Source organism: Streptomyces cyaneofuscatus, assembly GCF_000718135.1.
In the GTDB taxonomy this organism is placed as follows: domain Bacteria; phylum Actinomycetota; class Actinomycetes; order Streptomycetales; family Streptomycetaceae; genus Streptomyces; species Streptomyces cyaneofuscatus.
The window spans coordinates 1-15,233 of record NZ_JOEM01000030.1; the positions used below are offsets into that span (position 1 = coordinate 1).

Annotated in this window: 15 protein-coding genes and 1 pseudogene; 8 read left to right on the forward strand and 8 right to left on the reverse strand. The window is 69.0% G+C overall.

Going from position 1 to position 15,233, the window contains the following annotated elements; genetic code table 11:
• The first annotated feature begins 375 nt into the window (after positions 1 to 375).
• Both IF17_RS1000000139990 and IF17_RS1000000139995 read left to right on the forward strand, forming a co-directional pair.
• The gene (locus IF17_RS1000000139990; protein ID WP_244890567.1) at positions 376 to 861 is read left to right on the forward strand and encodes a hypothetical protein; all 486 of its coding nucleotides are present in this window, start codon (positions 376 to 378) and stop codon (positions 859 to 861) included.
• On the forward strand, positions 804 to 1,589 hold the full coding sequence (locus tag IF17_RS1000000139995) for a PP2C family protein-serine/threonine phosphatase (RefSeq protein ID WP_051884185.1): 786 nt from the start codon (positions 804 to 806) through the stop codon (positions 1,587 to 1,589). The genes IF17_RS1000000139990 and IF17_RS1000000139995 overlap by 58 nt, the downstream gene beginning before the upstream one ends.
• A 451-nt stretch (positions 1,590 to 2,040) precedes the next feature.
• On the opposite strand, the gene IF17_RS1000000140000 is transcribed toward IF17_RS1000000139995, so the two are convergent.
• The gene (locus IF17_RS1000000140000) at positions 2,041 to 2,619 is read right to left on the reverse strand and encodes a dihydrofolate reductase family protein (protein ID WP_030574266.1); all 579 of its coding nucleotides are present in this window, start codon (positions 2,617 to 2,619) and stop codon (positions 2,041 to 2,043) included.
• Between IF17_RS1000000140000 and IF17_RS1000000140005 the strand changes: the two genes are divergently transcribed.
• From IF17_RS1000000140005 to IF17_RS1000000138775, 3 genes are all read left to right on the forward strand, one after another.
• The gene (locus IF17_RS1000000140005) at positions 2,620 to 3,447 is read left to right on the forward strand and encodes an LAETG motif-containing sortase-dependent surface protein (RefSeq protein ID WP_030574269.1); all 828 of its coding nucleotides are present in this window, start codon (positions 2,620 to 2,622) and stop codon (positions 3,445 to 3,447) included.
• Between the two features lie 1,407 nt (positions 3,448 to 4,854).
• A complete protein-coding gene (locus IF17_RS1000000139105) occupies positions 4,855 to 5,316 on the forward strand; it encodes a hypothetical protein (RefSeq protein ID WP_051884188.1) in 462 nt (153 codons plus the stop codon).
• Positions 5,259 to 6,056, forward strand: coding sequence for a PrsW family intramembrane metalloprotease (locus IF17_RS1000000138775; RefSeq protein WP_157851190.1), 798 nt, complete (start codon positions 5,259 to 5,261; stop codon positions 6,054 to 6,056). The genes IF17_RS1000000139105 and IF17_RS1000000138775 overlap by 58 nt, the downstream gene beginning before the upstream one ends.
• Positions 6,057 to 6,354: 298 nt before the next feature.
• Here IF17_RS1000000138775 and IF17_RS0133205 read toward each other — a convergent pair whose 3' ends face one another.
• On the reverse strand, positions 6,355 to 7,149 hold the full coding sequence (locus IF17_RS0133205) for a MerR family transcriptional regulator (RefSeq protein WP_030574271.1): 795 nt from the start codon (positions 7,147 to 7,149) through the stop codon (positions 6,355 to 6,357).
• A 78-nt stretch (positions 7,150 to 7,227) separates the two neighbouring features.
• Here IF17_RS0133205 and IF17_RS0133210 point away from each other — a divergent pair, with 78 nt between their 5' ends.
• The 3 genes from IF17_RS0133210 to IF17_RS1000000139400 all read left to right on the forward strand — a co-directional run bounded on the left by IF17_RS0133210 (position 7,228) and on the right by IF17_RS1000000139400 (position 8,723).
• Complete coding sequence (locus IF17_RS0133210; protein WP_030574273.1) at positions 7,228 to 7,590, forward strand: nuclear transport factor 2 family protein; 363 nt, start codon at positions 7,228 to 7,230, stop codon at positions 7,588 to 7,590.
• Between the two features lie 37 nt (positions 7,591 to 7,627).
• Positions 7,628 to 8,413 carry an SDR family oxidoreductase gene (locus IF17_RS0133215; RefSeq protein ID WP_030574276.1) on the forward strand — a complete coding sequence of 262 codons (786 nt, stop codon included), beginning with the start codon at positions 7,628 to 7,630 and terminating at the stop codon, positions 8,411 to 8,413.
• Positions 8,414 to 8,489: 76 nt separating this feature from the next.
• Positions 8,490 to 8,723, forward strand: a complete 234-nt coding sequence (locus IF17_RS1000000139400; RefSeq protein ID WP_237667276.1) for a LexA family protein — start codon at positions 8,490 to 8,492, stop codon at positions 8,721 to 8,723.
• A 265-nt stretch (positions 8,724 to 8,988) separates the two neighbouring features.
• On the opposite strand, the pseudogene IF17_RS1000000140445 reads toward IF17_RS1000000139400, so the two are convergent.
• The 6 genes and pseudogenes from IF17_RS1000000140445 to IF17_RS0133235 form a co-directional block, all read right to left on the reverse strand.
• Positions 8,989 to 9,198, reverse strand: a pseudogene (locus IF17_RS1000000140445) (helix-turn-helix domain-containing protein); the annotation flags it as partial.
• A 9-nt stretch (positions 9,199 to 9,207) separates the two neighbouring features.
• On the reverse strand, positions 9,208 to 9,453 hold the full coding sequence (locus IF17_RS1000000140450) for a helix-turn-helix domain-containing protein (protein ID WP_355962461.1): 246 nt from the start codon (positions 9,451 to 9,453) through the stop codon (positions 9,208 to 9,210).
• Between the two features lie 245 nt (positions 9,454 to 9,698).
• A complete protein-coding gene (locus tag IF17_RS0133220; protein WP_030574280.1) occupies positions 9,699 to 10,985 on the reverse strand; it encodes an MFS transporter in 1,287 nt (428 codons plus the stop codon).
• The gene (locus tag IF17_RS0133225; protein WP_030574283.1) at positions 10,975 to 12,750 is read right to left on the reverse strand and encodes a condensation domain-containing protein; all 1,776 of its coding nucleotides are present in this window, start codon (positions 12,748 to 12,750) and stop codon (positions 10,975 to 10,977) included. Before IF17_RS0133225 ends, IF17_RS0133220 begins: the two co-directional genes overlap by 11 nt.
• Positions 12,747 to 14,057 carry a DUF6271 family protein gene (locus tag IF17_RS0133230; RefSeq protein ID WP_030574286.1) on the reverse strand — a complete coding sequence of 437 codons (1,311 nt, stop codon included), beginning with the start codon at positions 14,055 to 14,057 and terminating at the stop codon, positions 12,747 to 12,749. Before IF17_RS0133230 ends, IF17_RS0133225 begins: the two co-directional genes overlap by 4 nt.
• Positions 14,039 to 15,166 (reverse strand): phytanoyl-CoA dioxygenase family protein, encoded by a 1,128-nt coding sequence (locus IF17_RS0133235; RefSeq protein ID WP_179115576.1) that lies wholly within the window; start codon positions 15,164 to 15,166, stop codon positions 14,039 to 14,041. The genes IF17_RS0133230 and IF17_RS0133235 overlap by 19 nt, the downstream gene beginning before the upstream one ends.
• Positions 15,167 to 15,233 lie beyond the last annotated feature (67 nt).

Genomic DNA, 15,233 nt, shown 5'->3' on the forward strand with positions numbered 1-15,233 from the left:
CGATAGACGACGGGTAGACAAGCATACGAAGCTCCTGGCGGACGGTGGATCTTGGTCGTGAACCCGTCTACCAGGAGCTTCGTCGTTCCGCAGATCCGTGCAACACGCGACCAGCGCCGTCAGGTTGGAAACGACTCAGTGGGCGGCGACTGCCCGTGGGGATGCTCTGCTCGACGCGGTGGTACGGATCCGGCAGGAAGGCGAGTCCGTCCGCTACCGCCACATGCGGATCGTCACCGTGCCCGTGCTGCGCGACGGTGCGGTGGTCGAGTGGATCGGCACCGTGGCGGACGCCGAGGACCAGTGGAAGGTCAGGACACGCGACCGGTTGCTGGAACGGGTCTCAGCGGTCTCCTCCAGCGACAACCTGTTAGGGTGTTCGCCACGACCGCGGCCGCCGTCGTCCCTGACCTCACCGACGTCCTCGCGATCTTCCAGCTCAGGTACCCCGACGAAGCCGACGCCGGCACCGGTGTTCTCTACGCCAGCCGCGTACGCACCGCGCTCGCCAAGGGGGTGGCTCTACTGGGGCCGATCAGCGAGAACTTCGCGCTCGGCGCCCTGTCCAGGGAGACGATCGACCGCCGGAAAACCCAGATGATCACCTTCCCGCCCGGCCGGCCACCTGGCCTCGTCTCCGATGCGTCGGCCGCGTGGATGGCACGGGCCCAGGCCACGAGCCTCGCGCTCATCCCCATCGTCATCGACGGCCGTACTGCAGCTCTGGCCGCCGCCTCCAGCTGCCTGGGCAACCCCCCGCCCGCCAGATCGAACTCGGACTGCTGGAAGAGGTCCTGCGCAGCGTGGAGGAGCCGCTGCGCAGGACCCTGGAACTCCAGAGCCTCCGCAACACCGCGTTGACTCTGCAGCGTTCCTTCCTCATCACCCCGCCGCAGATCCGGGGCGGGGAGTTGGCCGCCGTCTACCACCCCGCCAGCACCACGGCCGAGATCGGCGGCGACTGGTACGACGCCACCCTCCTGCCCGACGGCGCCCTCGCCCTGTCCATCGGCGACGTCGCAGGACACGACCTCCGGGCCGCTACGGAGATGACCAAGACCAGCAGCATGCTTCGAGCCCTCGCGTACAGCGCCGGCACTGACGGCCCCGCGCACACCCTCAGCCGACTTGACCAGGTCACCCAAGGCGTCAGCACAGCCGCTCTGGTCACCGCGATGCACGCCGTCGTGCGCACGACCCCCGGCCACCGCTGGAAGGTCACTCTGTCCAACGCCGGCCACCCGCCACCGCTTCTGATCCCGGCCACCGGCCAACCCCGGCACCTCACCGGCGTAGCGGCACCCGACCTGCCTCTGTGCGTGACACCCGGCGCCGCGCGCCACGAGGGTCAGTTCGATCTCCGCGACGGTGAGACCCTGCTGCTCTACACCGACGGACTGGTCGAGAGACGAGGGACGGACATCTCCGAGAGCATGGACCAGCTTGCGCACCGTGTGGCCGCGCTGCGGAGCTCCGACCACTCCCTTGCTGCTCTCCTGCAGGGCCTGTTGCCGACCGCTGGTGAAGCGATCGACGACATCGCCGTCATTGCTTTCCGCGCCGACCGCACCCGCCACCCCATGGCGTGAAACCCGGCACGGCGGAAGGACCGAATGTTGGAGAGGCCCATCACCAAAGTGTCCGGCGCCTACGGGGTCGGTGCCCAGCGGCGCTGTGCACCGGCCCGCCCGACTGGCTGCCGAGGACGGTCCCGACGCCGATCGCGGCCGTATTGGTGAGGGCCACGTAGCCGCCCTGCCCCGGCGCGTGCAGCCGTACGGGAGCGGTAGACATCCGGCCCCGGCAGCAGGGCCCCCGCGGTCAGCCCTTGCGCTCGCAACAGGGGCAGCACCCCGGCGCGGATCAGCGAGGCTGGGGAGCCCTCCGCCCTCTCGCTTCGTAGTCATGACCCAGACCTGAGACGCGCAGGAAGCCGCCTCAGCGGCTCCCTCGCACCTGGTCACGGCTGGCAGGCGACCCTTTCCAAGACATCACTGCCACCGCACGTCTCCGCCACGTCATCCAACATGGCCACCTGGCTTATGCGTTTGCTCCGTAGGTGCCGAATTTTGGGATGCCTGTCGCACGGTAGGTATGGGCAGCCAGTCCTCCTGGAGTCGATTGGTGGTCGACCAGTTGGAGACCTGCCGGAGGGGCGCCGTCCTGAAACAAGCGGCGGCCCGTTCCCACGATGACGGGGGCGATGACGAGTCGCAGCTCGTCGACCAAGCCGGCCTGCAGCAGCGAGCGGGCGAGCCGGCCGCTGCCATGGACCTGCAGGTCGCGGCCGGGCTGCCGGTTCAGTTCGGCGACCTGGGCAGGGACGTCTCCGGAGAGAATCGTTGTCGGGTTCCAGTCTGCCGTGGCCAGGCTGTCGGAGGCGACATACTTCGGCAGCCCGTCCAAAATCCCGGCAGTCGGGTGATTTGCCCTCTTCGGCCAGTCCCGGGCGAGGTTCATATACGTCCGTCCGCCGAACAGGAACGCATCGGCCGTGCCCAGCCATGTATTGGCCAGCCGCTCCAGCGCCTCGTCCACGTAGGGCACGAACCACCCGCCACGGGCGAACCCGTCACTGGCGTCCTCATCCGGGCTTCCCGGCCCCTTGTCGGCGTACACGTGAAGATCAGCAAGGGCGCCATGGTCCACGAGTTCGGACACAACCAGGGCTTCGGCCACCACGAGCGCGACGAGTGTCCCGACGGCGACCTCGACGGCTGCACCACCGGAGAGGGCTACAGCGACAAGACCCCCATGGGCAGCGGCGGCCCCGGCGTCGGCTTCAACGCCCCCGAGCTGATCAGTCGGGGCTGGCTGCCCGGCGGCCAGGCCGTCACCGTGAAGAAGTCCGCCACCTTCACCCTCAGCCCGCTCCACAGCGGCCAAGCCGGTGGCGTCCGCGTCCTGGACATACCGCTGGGCAAGGACCGGCTGGTCGTGGAGTACCGCAACGAGGACCCGGCCTACACGGACGACAACCTCGACGCCGCCATCGAGGGCTTGTACGCCTACCTTGCACCCGAGGGCGACTACAACCACTCCCGGCTTCTCGACCCCACCCCCGGCGAAGGAGAGGGCAAGAAGGACGACGCCGTCACCACGCTCACCGACAAGGCGAACAAGGTCGCGGTCGAGGTCGGCCGGTCCGGCTCGGCCACCGTCTCGGTCAGCCTCGACGGGGTCCCTGCCCCCGCGGCCGGATCCGCCGAGCACGGCAACACCCAAGCACCCGCCCCGCAGACCCACGGCGGTGAGGGCGGCCCCGTCTCCGAAAAGGGCACCGACGCCGACGCGCCCGCCAAGCCGGAGCGCGCCGACCATCAGGACCTGGCCGAGACAGGCGGCAGTTCCGCGACACCCCTGATCGCCGGTGTCGGCGCCGCCCTGGCCGCGGTCGGCGGCGCGTCTCTGTACACGCTGCGCCGCCGTGGGCGCCGGAGCGCGTAATCAGCGGCTCGTGCTTGCGGCCCCAGCCCTGTGAACGGTGGCGAGGCCCGACGGCCTCCGCCTCTGGGACGGTGACCCTGAGCATGCCCCAGCAGGTGGGTCGTGAGGACGATCACTGATCTGCAGATCCCGGCGGCGGCGGGGTGGGTGGCAGGTCAGACGGCTGGTGCTCGTACCGCCCCAGCGCGTGCTCCGCCTCCAGCCGTCCCGGAGCAGACGCTGCTGGCGGCCGTGTCCGGTGCACGGACGCGGCCGCCAGCACCGCGCCGCGGTGACCGTGCTGCCGCCGCCATTCGCGGTATCGACGTCATCATGGCAACAACACTGTGTTCGTCCGAGGCGCGCCTGCCGCCCGCTCGCCGCCGTGGCCGAACTCGAGTCAGTGCAGGCGGAGACCGCGTCTTGTCTCCGGCATCACCTGCTCTGCCTCCCTGGCGCCTCGCTCGGCGAGCACTTGCAACTGCCGCTTCGACTTCGGCCGCGTCCACCCAGGCATCCCCGTCGCCCCTACCCGCCGACGGCGGCCCTCGCACCGGCTACCGGCCCCGGCCCTCAAAATCGAGCGCCCCGCTGCCTGGTTCGCGCTGTGGTGGGTGGTGCCGAGTGGCTCCGCCGCCGTTGCACGAAACCACGGCGCACGGACAGCGCATGCCGACAGGGTGCTCGCGATCGGCGACATCGCCGTACTGCTCCCGGATCAGCTACTCGTCCGAAGAGCAGCTCACCAAGAACGGATAAGGCAGACATTCTTCCTGCGCATCAGCGACATGCCTGTTTCGTGTGATGTGATCACATAGTAGAGAGGAACGTCGTGGAGACATCTCAAGCAGGGGTGCCGGCGTTGCCTGCGATACCCCGGCGCGAACGGTACGGAACGCTCGGTGGGTCGGCTTTGGTGCTGCTCTTCGTGTTCCTGTACGTGGGGTTCTGGCTGATCTGGGACAGTCACGCATCCGGCAAGGGAGGAGGTGCGGCCCGGTACCACGATCACGGTGCCGGAGAGCGTCTCCTTCGTCCCGGCCAGCGACTGGTCCCTCGAGCGGGAGGCGATCAACCCGGGGCAGCGCTCGACCCTTACGAGTGGGCCGAATACGTTCACCGTCTCGATAGCGACGTGGATGGGCTCCCTGGGCGAGCAGACCTCCAGGGAGAAGAAGCTCCTCCAGGCCGGAGGTAAAGCCCATCTCTACGGAAACGACCAGTCCTTCCACACCGCCAACGGACTGACCGGGGTGAAGTTCTCCTACTTCACCTCCGGGGTTGAGGGCATCGTCTGGATCGCTTACGACTCCGAGGCCAAGACCGTGGTGACTCTCAACGGTCAAAGTGCCTCGGGAGCCCTACCCGCCGCGATGGCCCGTTCCACGAGATGGTCGACAGCGTCAGAACAGAGGCGGGAAATTGAGCATGACGCACGAACCTCGCACAGTCCGGCACAGGCTGGGGAGCGGCTCGCTGATCGACGAGCACGCGCCGCTCGGTGTCGACGGGTTCTTCCAGCCCCGCCGGGCAGCGTTCTGGCTGTTCCTGTTCTTCCTCGCCAACGGCGCCTTCTCGATGATGTCGAACTTCTACGCCGGATACCGCGTCGTGCCCACCGCAGTGGTTCTCGCGACCCTGGTATGGGCCCTGTACGCGCTGCCGTTCCTGCTGTTCTTCCGGTCCCTGGACCTGTTCGAGCAGCACCCCCCGCTTGGCTTCGCCATGGCCTTCGCCTGGGGCGGCTTCGCCGCCTGCTACCTGGCGATCCCCGTGAACACCGCCGTCCAGTCCTTGTCCTCCAAATTGGTCGGACCCCAGTTCGCCAAGGAGTGGGGCCCGCGCTGGCCGGTCCGATCAACGAGGAGACTCTTAAGGTCCTTGGGCTGATCCTGCTGATCATGATCGCCCGAACCCAGTTCCGCACGATCCTGTCGGTCGTGGTCCTCGGAGCGATGATCGGCCTCGGCTTCCAGATCGTGGAAGACCTCCTCTACTCGGTCAACACCGCCATCCAGTTCCCCAACACCAACCAGGTCGCTCCGGTCGCACTGATGCTCCTGGTGCGCGGAATCTTCAGCGGCATCTGGAGCCACGCGCTGTACACCTCGGTCGCGGCCTTCGGCATCGGCTACTTCTTCACCCGCCGGCACAAGCCCCTGGTACAGCGCACCGCCATCGCCGTGGGCTCCTTCGTTCTCGCCTGGTCCATGCACTTCTTCTGGAACTCACCCTGGCTCCAGAACGTCGGCGGCGGCGGAGTGAGCGGCATCCTCGTTCTCTCTGTCGTCAAGGGCATTCCGGTCCTTGCCCTCGGATATCTCCTGTGGAGGTACGCGGGCCAGGAAGAAGGCAGCCAGCTTCGCGCCGTCGCCGACCACTACATCGACGACGACCTCATGACTCCGGAAGAACGCGACAGCCTCACCTCGCTGCGCGAACGGCGCACACTCCGCAAACACATGAAGAAAGCCCACGGCCGCAAAGCAGCCTGGACCCTGCACCGGCTGCAACGCGCACAACTCCACATGATCCGCGTCTGCGAGGAGCAAGGCGCGGGCCTCCCCGCCGCCCGTGCCGCCCAGGACATCACCGCTTTGCGCGCCAACCTGGCTACCGCGACCAGCTGACACCGCGGCCCCGGCCCCGCTCACGCCTGGGGCCCGCAGCGTCCACCGTGGCGGCCGCTGGGCCGGGCGGGGGCCGGCCGCTGGTGGCGGTCAGCGCAGAGCGCGCCCGTGCTCGGCACACCGCACAGGGCTGTGCCCTGTGCGGTGTGCCGCCCGTATCAGTTGCCTACCCTGGCCGCCCTTGGGCGGGCGGGACAGTGTCGGGGGGCGGCGGTGTCAGGCGGTGCGGGCGGCGCAGACAATCGGGTAGATGTGCAGGACACGGTTGACGCCGTAGATACCGAGGAAAACAGCTACTTCAGGTGACACGGAAGACTGGCCAGCCGATCTCGGTGCGCCACGCGGCGGGATCGCTCGTGTCGCGGGGGCCGACGACATAGACCTCCCGCACCGGCCCGGCCACCGACATCGCGTTCTCCACCACCCAGGTCCCGAGTTCGCCGTACGTGACCTCGATGCCGTCGTGCTCGCCGACGTGGGTGGTGACCGCAAGTTCCGCAGCTGGCAGGCTCACGGGGTGCACACGTCCGGTGCGAGGTGGCGCAGGGGTCGGCAGGTAGACGAGCGCGTGACCGCGCTCCTGCTCGAAGAGGGCGTTGTCGTAGCTGCCGCCCGGCGGTCCGGTCACGTCGCCGACGACGGCCGCCTCCAGCTCGGCCATCGCGCCTGCGTACCAGGTCTCGATGTCGCGATGCCCGACCATGGCCTCCACCGCCGCGACCGTCCGTGCGGGCTCCGCACGTAGCTCGACGTCGATGGGCGCGGGGTCGGGCCGCAGCAGGCGGCGCAGGGATACGACTGCGGCCCGGGTGCGGTCGAGTGAATCCTCGAGGCGTTGCAGGTACTCCGCGACCAGCGTCGCCCGGACACCAGGGTCGGGGGTCCGCAGGATCTGCTGCACATCGCTCAGGGGGACGTCGAGTTCGCGGAGCCGGTGGATGACCTGCGCGGTCGGGATTTGATCGACGCCGTAGTAGCGGTAACCGGTGGTCTCGTCCACCACGGCAGGTTCCAGCAGGGCCGCCTCGTGATACCGGCGCAGGGTCCGCACGCTCAGGTGGGTCAGCCGCGAGAACTCGCCGATGGTCAGCATCCCCTCATTCTGAACGTTTCCCCTGGGGGAGAGTCCATGGCTTGACCCTCCCGCGCCGCGAGGTCACACGGTGGGCTCATGACACAGCACACCGACCTTCCGTCCGATCTACTCCCGGCCGCCGCGCGCCAGTTCCTGGCCGCTCACATCGCCCGCGACGCCGACACCGCCTCGTCGTTCCTCGCCGTGGATGCGGTGATCGTCGACCAGGACGAGACCTTCCGCGGCCGGGAGGAGACCCACGCGTTCCTGCGGGACGCCGGATCCGAGTTCGCATACACGACCGAACAGGTCGGCGCTCACCGCGCCGATGACACCCACTGGGTGGTAACCGTGCGGCTCGAAGGCACCTTCCCGGGAGGCGTCGCCGAGCTCGACTACCGGTTCGCGCTGCGGGACGACCTCATCGCCGAACTCGTCATCGCCAACCACCCGGCCTGACCGAACCCGCACCCCCCGATCTTCAGAGGAGAGAAAGATGTCTCGTTCAGATCGCGATCGTCTCAACGGTCGCCGGGCGCTGGTCACGGGCGGTTCGAAGGGCTCGGGCAAGGCCGTCGTGCAGAGACTGCGAGAGATGGGCGCCGACGTGTGGACCACGGCACGCACAATGCCCGGCGGCTACCAGCGCCCCGACCGGTTCATCGAGGCGGACACTTCCACGGTGGGCGGTGTTGAGCTCGTCGTGTCCAAGATCTCTGAGGGAGGTGCGCTGGACATCCTGGTGCACGTTGTCGGAGGATCCTCGACCCCGCCTGGCGGATTCGCTGCAGCGACCGAGGAGCACTGGCTGGCGGAACTCAACCTGAACTTCCTGGGAGCTGTCCGACTGGATCGAGCACTGTTGCCGGCAATGGTGGAGGCGGGATCAGGAGTAGTTGTCCACGTCACGTCGATCCAGCGTCAGATGCCGCTGCACGACGCGACGTTGCCGTACGCGTCAGCGAAGGGTGCACTGCGTACGTACAGCAAGGGTCTCGCGAACGAACTGGCCCCACGAGGAGTGCGAGTAAACGCCGTCAGCCCCGGGGGCATTCAGACCGGAGCGTATGCGGGCTTCATCGACCAGCTCGCCAAGGGCAACGGACTGACCCGCGAGGAGGCGGAGCAGAGCCTGATGGATTCCCTCGGAGGGGTTCCCATCGGAAGGTTCGCAACGACGGAGGAGGTCGCGGACCTGGTCGGCTTCCTCGTGTCGGACCGAGCCTCATCCATTGTGGGCGCGGAGTACGTCATCGACGGCGGCACTGTTCCAACCACCTGAGCCAGACACCGGTTCCGAGTAGCCACTCGCGAGCAGGTCGATCCGGTGGAGGGTCCGGCAGGAAGCGGTGCTGGTGGTGATCCGGTCGTGGCTCGCGGAGCGCGGGCAGGGGCCCACGGTTCGGGAGATCGGGGCCCGAGTCGGTCTCTCCAGCAGTAGCTCGGTGGCCCATCAGCTCGGCCGACTCGAAGCCCGTGGGCTGATCGTCCGGCCCGGTCGGGACTGGAGCACGTGCGTCCTGGGCGAGGAAAAGCCTGTACGGCGGCGGCCGGGGCTGCGGAGCCGGGGACCCGGCGGAGGACCGCGATGAGGGCGATGGTGTCGTAGCTGCCGGGCTTGAGGTGGAAGCACAGACGGGCCCCGCGTCCGGGGTCGGTGGAGTGGTAGCCCAGGGCCCCGGCCATCGACGCACGCTTCCAGTTCAACCGGTGCCGCAGCAGCGGGGTCCGGCCCCGGGGTGCGTAGGTGCGGCGGACCTGAGGCAGCAGGGAGACACCTGATTCTTCGAGGAACACGATCCAGGCACGTGTGTTCACGGCCCCCCTTCTGATGCGCGGCCACTCATGGGCGATCCAGCGGGCGATCTCCGACTCGTTCCGTTCGACCGCCCGCCGCTCGGGCCGTTGCAGACTCCATCCGAGCCGGCCGGTCAGTAGCCGCCACACCGACGCCCTCGACAACACCACACCCGCGACCCGCTCCACGACAGTGCCGACGCGCTCCAGAGTCCAGAGGTCGGCCTCGAAACCATGAGCCTGGGCACCCTGCTCCAGCGCGGCCCGCACCTGCTCGACCTAAGCCTCATCCAGCTTAGGAGGACGACCGGCGGCAGGACGTCGGCGCAAGGCGTCAGTGCCGCCCTCCTCCCATACCCGTCTCCACCGCCTCACGCTCTCGTCGCTGACCTCCAGCAACCGTGCGACCTCAGCACTCGTGCGGCCTTGCCCGAACAATTCGGCCGCCCGTACGCGCTGAGCCTCGGCCAACTGCGGCCGCTTCAAAGGAGGAACGACAGACCTGGAGGCAACAGGCGAAGGCATGAAAGACACAACATCAGGCTCCCACCAACAAGCCCGCCACACCCACCGAACTTACGAAAAGATCAGTAGGTCAACCCGCAGGATCTGGTCGATCGCCGCCTTGAACGGATCCAGGCGCGAGACACGGGCCGGAAGCTTCGCCGACGGGGCGCATACCTGCTACCGGGTGCGCGCCACCAGCGTCACCGCCGCTTTCGCTCCCGCCCTTCTTCCTCCGTCCCGAACGCGCTCGAGCACCGGAGGAGTCACACGGCGGGCTGATCGCCCCTGGACTTCAGCGTGATCCCCTCCGGTGCCCGCCGCAGCGCGCGGATCGCCGGGATGGCGAGCATCGCGGCCAGCAGCACGAACGACATGACCGACGAGAAGATCAGCACCTCGTTCGCGCCGAACGCGTCCGCCGCTGGGCCCGCCAGCGCGCGGCCCAGCGGGATGACCATGATGGAGCCCGCGACGTCGTACGCGGAGACGCGGCTCAGGACCGTCAGCGGGATGTGAGACTGGACGCTGGTCGCCCACATCACGCCCCAGAACGCGAAGCCGTAGCCTGCGACGACGTGGGCCACGGCTGTCGCCGCGAACGACCATTCCAGGGCCGGGGCCAGGGGGTTGAGCGCGAAGCAGAGCATCGCCAGGGCGCCGGCCACCAGGGGGCGGCGCGGGCGGACCCGCATGCCGATCAGGCCGCCGATGATCGTGCCGGCACCGTCCGCCGAGGCGATCCAGCCGTAGCCGCTCGCCCCGTGCTGCTCGATCATCAGCGCTGCGCCCAGCGGCAGCGCGGGGCCGAACACGAACAGGCCGTAGACCGACCAGACTGCTATGACGCCCCAAAGCCACTGGCGGGACCGGAACTCCTGCCAACCGGTCGCCAGCCTGCGCCACATCGGGTCGTCGCCCTCGTCGCGTTCCGTGTGCAGCTTCCGCAGCGGCAGCAGCACCAGGGCGCTCAGCGCGTACGCCGCCGCGATGACCAGGTACGAGCCCGATACCTGCCAGTAGGCGACCAGGATGCCTGCCAGGCCGGGGCCCAGCAGGGTGCTCAGGGCCTCGGAGATCCGCAGCAGCGCGTTGGCCTTCTGGATGTCCTCGGCGACCCGGGGGACCATGCTTGCCATACCGGGCTGGAACATCGCTGTCGCGGCACCGCTGAGCGCCATCAGCCCCATGATCTGCCACAGCGGGACGCTGTCCGAGAAGAAGAGCAGCGCGCCGAGCGTGATCATGGCCAGCATCCGCATCAGGTCGGCGCAGATCATCATCAGCTGGGGGGTGAACCGGTCGGCCAGCACTCCGCCGAACAGCACCAGCAGGACGATCGGGGTCATCCACGCGGCCAGCGCGTATCCGACGCCGCTCGCTCCGTGGCCGGCGCCCAGCACGGCTGTGGTGAGGGACACCATCAGCATGCCGTCGGCCAGCAGCGAGGCGCTGCGGGCCGTGAAAAAGAGCCGGAACCGGTTCGATTGCCAGGGGCTGGGCAGCGGCTCTTCGTGCTGCTTCTGTGGGAGGTTCGTGTTGTCAATGCTCATGTCGTACCTGCCGGCTTCTGCCGGTCCCTTCCTCGATGATTTGCAGCCGATGCCAGGCGTCGCTCCGGTCCCGCTCGGCCGGCGGGCTTTCGACGAGCACGTAGCGGGCCGGGGCTATGACCCCCGTACCGCCATGGGCGGGGAGCTCGGCCATCAGCGCCTTGTGGACCCCGGTCGGGGTCGGAGCCGTGTCACTGCCGCGCGCGATGTACGCGACCAGGCCGGAGCCCTCCGCGTCCGTTGCGATGTGCACCGGCAGGCCCCCCACCGCCGCTCCCAGCGCGTCCCGCACGGCGCACGGTGAGACCCAACAGCCGTTCACCCGGGTCCAGTCGGGACCGCGCACGGCCGGCCAGACGCCCGTCAACCCGGTGAGCGAGTCCAGCGGTACCTCCCGGGTGGCGGCAGCCTCCAGCAGCCGCACCAGGCCGGTCAGGAATCCCTCCGCCTCGTCCGGGGTGAACAGCGCAGGATCGGCCCACAGGGAGATGTGGAGCTGGGGTGCCGTCTCGTACGTGAAAGCCAGCATGCGTGTTGGCAGCGCTTGGAACGACCCCCAGGTCAGGCTGGGTTCGGCCGCCCGGCTCTCCTGCGGTGAGGTCGACAGGAGGGTGGCAGGAAGCACGCTGACGTCGTTGAACACCACGTCCCGCGCGAAGTGGCTGCCCCGCTCCCCGGTGACCCGGTCGATCATCTCCCACAGTCTTACGGAGTCGAACTGGCTGTGCCGGTACGCGTTGAGCGCGGCGCCCCAGGTCTTGCGGACCAGGGTGTCGAAGGACGGAACCCGGACGTCCAGGCAGAGCAGCGCGTCCTGGGACAGGGTGTTCACCGAGCGGGCGATTGTGGGGTGGAACCGGTTGGAGGTCGGGACGGCGGTGACGCAGGAGTCCTGGCCCGACCGGTGGGCTACCAACGCGCACCAGGCCGCCAGCAGCACCGTGGATTCGGGGTTCCCAATGCGCCCTGCCGCCGCGGCGAGCGCCCGCGCGCCGCGCCCGGACCGGAGCGTGAGCTGCCGGGCCCGGCCGTCTGCGCCCGCGGCCCGCGGCTCGGCGAACATCTCCTGAGGCTCGGTGCGAATGATCCGCTCCCAGTACTGCAGCGATGCCTCCGACTTTTGCTTCCCGGTGGGGGAGGCTTCCTGGGCGGCCAGGTCGAGCGGGGCGAAGGAGGCAGGGGAGGGGAGTTCCTCCCCTGCCAGCAGAGCGAGGAACTCCTCCCGCAGCACGGCCAGCGCGCTGGCGTCCGTTACCGCGTGACTGGATGCCAGGGCGGCGTGCACGGGTACGCCACCGAGGGTGAGCAGTGAGATCCGCAGGGGGAATTCCCGGTCCAGCGCGAAGCGGCCGGCGCGGGCCGCCCGCGCCACCGACTCGGCGTACCGTGCGGGCTCCTCGGGGAACTCGCTGTGGTCGACGACGGTCACCGTGAACGTGCCCTCGGCCGCCACCACCTGCTCCACTGGCGCGGTTCCCGGGGCGTGCGGAAAGGTGGTGCGTAGCCCTTCGTGGCGCAGGGCCAGGATGCGCAGGGCGTCGATCGCGGCGTCCACTGCGGTGCCCGCGGGGATCGCCCACACATCGTGGTTGTTGATGTGCTCGGGGTCGTCCCGCAGAATGCAGCGGATCATATTGGCCTGGCCCATGGTGAGGGGGCCGCGGCGCTCGTCTCCACCCGCGTAGGTGACGGAGACGGTACGCGGAGCGTGTGGGGTAGGCGGGGGGCTCTGATGCATGGTGTCCTTGCCGACAGAGGTGTTCATCGGTTCACGGCCAGGCCCGCTTCGGCGCTCGCACGGGCCAGCGCCTCCCAGTGGTCCATCAGGAGAGCGAAGTCGGCCATGTCGTCCCGGGCCTCATCCAGAAGTCGGGAGCGGCTCTCCGTGAGTGTGTCCGCGACCGTGGTGTAGCGTCCGCCGAGCCGACGGTAGGCACGTTCGACGGTGTCGAGGCGACGGACGACCTCCGCACGGTTGAGGCCGACGCTGTCGCGGACGAAACCGGCCACCACGGGCGCCCGGACATGGCCCTCAGCGTCGAGCAGCGCGTCGGCGGCTGCCGCCGTCCTCGCATGCACGGCGTTGAGATACGTCATCGCCAGCAGGAACTTGGCGAACCGCAGCTGGTACGTGAGGAAACCGGCATCTGTACGCCGCTCCTTCGTATGGAAGTTGACGATGTGCCGGTTGTGCTGGAGGCCGGGCAGTCGTGCGTTGTGGGCGAGGTGGAGCAGGAAGTAGTCGCTGCCGATGGTGTCTGTGGCGGGCGGCAGTGGGACTCTGCGGTAGACCTCGTGGTCGAGCCCGATGTTGCACATGTCCACGCGCATCGGGCTGATGGGGGCGAGTAGGGTCCGGTCGCCGTCGAACGAGGTCTTCCCGGCGCCCCGGAAGGACGCGCTGATCAGATGTTCCCGCCAGATCTCCGGCATTCCCTCCGGTATCGACAGGCCGACCAGTTCGCGGTATGTGTCCGGGTCGAGCTCGCTGATCTCGGCGACGTCCACCGACATCTCGCCCACGAAGGAGCCGCCCGTCAACGCCACCCGGCGGCCCTCGGACCCCGGCGGCAGCTTGCTCCGGTTCGCCGATTTTCTCACCGCGTCTGCCTGTTGGCCCAGGTAGGTGAGCTCCTGGTGGAGGGGGAAGACCGGTTTGCCGTCGAATTGCTGGTAGCGGCTGTCGGAGTCCCGGCGGTGGACGGACGTGCAGCCGAGGGCCTGGGCGATGAGGAAGGCCCGGTTTGTGCACGCCCCGTAGGAGACGCGGCTCGGCAGCATGAGGTCCAGCAGCCGGTCGGGCCGGGCTGCCCCGGACCGGCCGATCACCTCGCGCAGGAAGGCGCGCTGCGTGTCCTCGTCGAAATGGTGGACGGTCACACCGGGGGAGGGGGGCAGCGCGGCTACCGCCTCCCGGTGCTCGGCGAGGACCGGCGCGGTGGAGGAGTCCAGCACCAGCAGATGTACCTCGACGCCGAACTGCCGTGCCCCGTAGGCGGCTTCCTCGCCGACCGCCGCGATGGTGCCTACGCAGGCCCGATGGGTGGGCAGAGTCAGGCAGACGCGGCGCACGAAAGCTCCCCGCTCTGCGCGGCGGGTGCCGTGGCCCCGGCGACCCCGGTGCCCTGTGAGGCGGGTGCGGTGTCCTCGACCGGGTCCTGCCACGAGGCGAGCCCGAGCAGCCGGCTGCCCAGCGGGTTCAGGTCGGCCGTGGGGTAGCGCTTGGACTCGGGGAGCACCGGGTCGCCGACCAGGGTGCGGTTCCAGCGGGGGGTGCGCAGATGACGCCAGGACTCCACCCGGGACTTGCGCAGCCGCTCGTGCTCCTCCAGCGCGGGCATCATCGACAGGTACTGCACGGCCCGCACTCCGCTCTGGGAGAGGTTGCGCGCCACGCCGTGGGCCAGCAGACCGTTCCAGATGAGCAGGTCGCCGGGGCGTAGATCCGGTCGTACGACGGGGAACTCGTCCCGGTCGATGCTGGGGCGCAGGGGATCCCGGTCCCCGGGCTGGCCGACCTTCCAGGCGTCGAACTGCCGGAAGAGCTCCGGGCAGCACTGGAAACCGCCCGTCTCCGGCCGAGTGTCGTTGAGCGCGATGATGCCCTGCACCCGCTGCGGCGGGACGGCGAGCGTGGTGTCGATGTCCCAGTGGAGCTCGATGTCGAAGCCCCGGTCCGTCGGCTCGATCAGGGCGCGGTCACGGTTGCCCCGGTTGGGCGGGTTGAGGTTGAGCCGGTCCAGGGTGACCCACAGCTCCTCGCAGTCCCAGACGTCGACGAACGCGTCGTAGACCCGCTGCGACTGCCTGTTGTCCCAGAGGAGTTGGTGGTGGTACGCCTCCACGAAACCGTAGATGTGCAGTTGCTGGTCCAGCTCGGAGCGCAGCGGTCGGTCCTCGTACCAGCTTTCGGGCCGTTCGGGGTCTAGCCCCTGGAAGTCCCAGGTGAAGTCGAGCAGCCGGCGCGCCGCCGGGGCCGGTACCGCTTCCCGGACGATGACGTAGCCGTAGGTCTGCCAGTGGGCGAAGTCCCCCTCGGACAGCACCCGCAGCGGGCGTGACTTGTCGAGCTCCCGCAGGGCGGTCTGCGCGAGATAGGCCTCGCCGTCCGCGCTGAAGTACGGGAGGTCCGACGCCGCGCGGTGCAGGCGGGACCGACGGCGAGGGGCGGGTGTCGTCATGAGGTTCATGGCAGGTCCTTCTCCTCGGCCGGCCGTGCGGCGACCCCGAGGGAGCGGGGTCGCCGCA

Bases quoted from the DNA above. Each gene is read 5' to 3' on its own strand.
- IF17_RS1000000139105 (WP_051884188.1), top strand. From the start codon at position 4,855: ATGACGCACGAACCTCGCACAGTCCGGCACAGGCTGGGGAGCGGCTCG.
- IF17_RS0133225 (WP_030574283.1), bottom strand. From the start codon at position 12,750: ATGAACACCTCTGTCGGCAAGGACACCATGCATCAGAGCCCCCCGCCT.
- IF17_RS0133220 (WP_030574280.1), bottom strand. From the start codon at position 10,985: ATGAGCATTGACAACACGAACCTCCCACAGAAGCAGCACGAAGAGCCG.
- IF17_RS0133215 (WP_030574276.1), top strand. From the start codon at position 7,628: ATGTCTCGTTCAGATCGCGATCGTCTCAACGGTCGCCGGGCGCTGGTC.
- IF17_RS1000000140450 (WP_355962461.1), bottom strand. From the start codon at position 9,453: ATGCCTTCGCCTGTTGCCTCCAGGTCTGTCGTTCCTCCTTTGAAGCGG.
- IF17_RS0133235 (WP_179115576.1), bottom strand. From the start codon at position 15,166: ATGACGACACCCGCCCCTCGCCGTCGGTCCCGCCTGCACCGCGCGGCG.
- IF17_RS0133205 (WP_030574271.1), bottom strand. From the start codon at position 7,149: ATGCTGACCATCGGCGAGTTCTCGCGGCTGACCCACCTGAGCGTGCGG.
- IF17_RS0133210 (WP_030574273.1), top strand. From the start codon at position 7,228: ATGACACAGCACACCGACCTTCCGTCCGATCTACTCCCGGCCGCCGCG.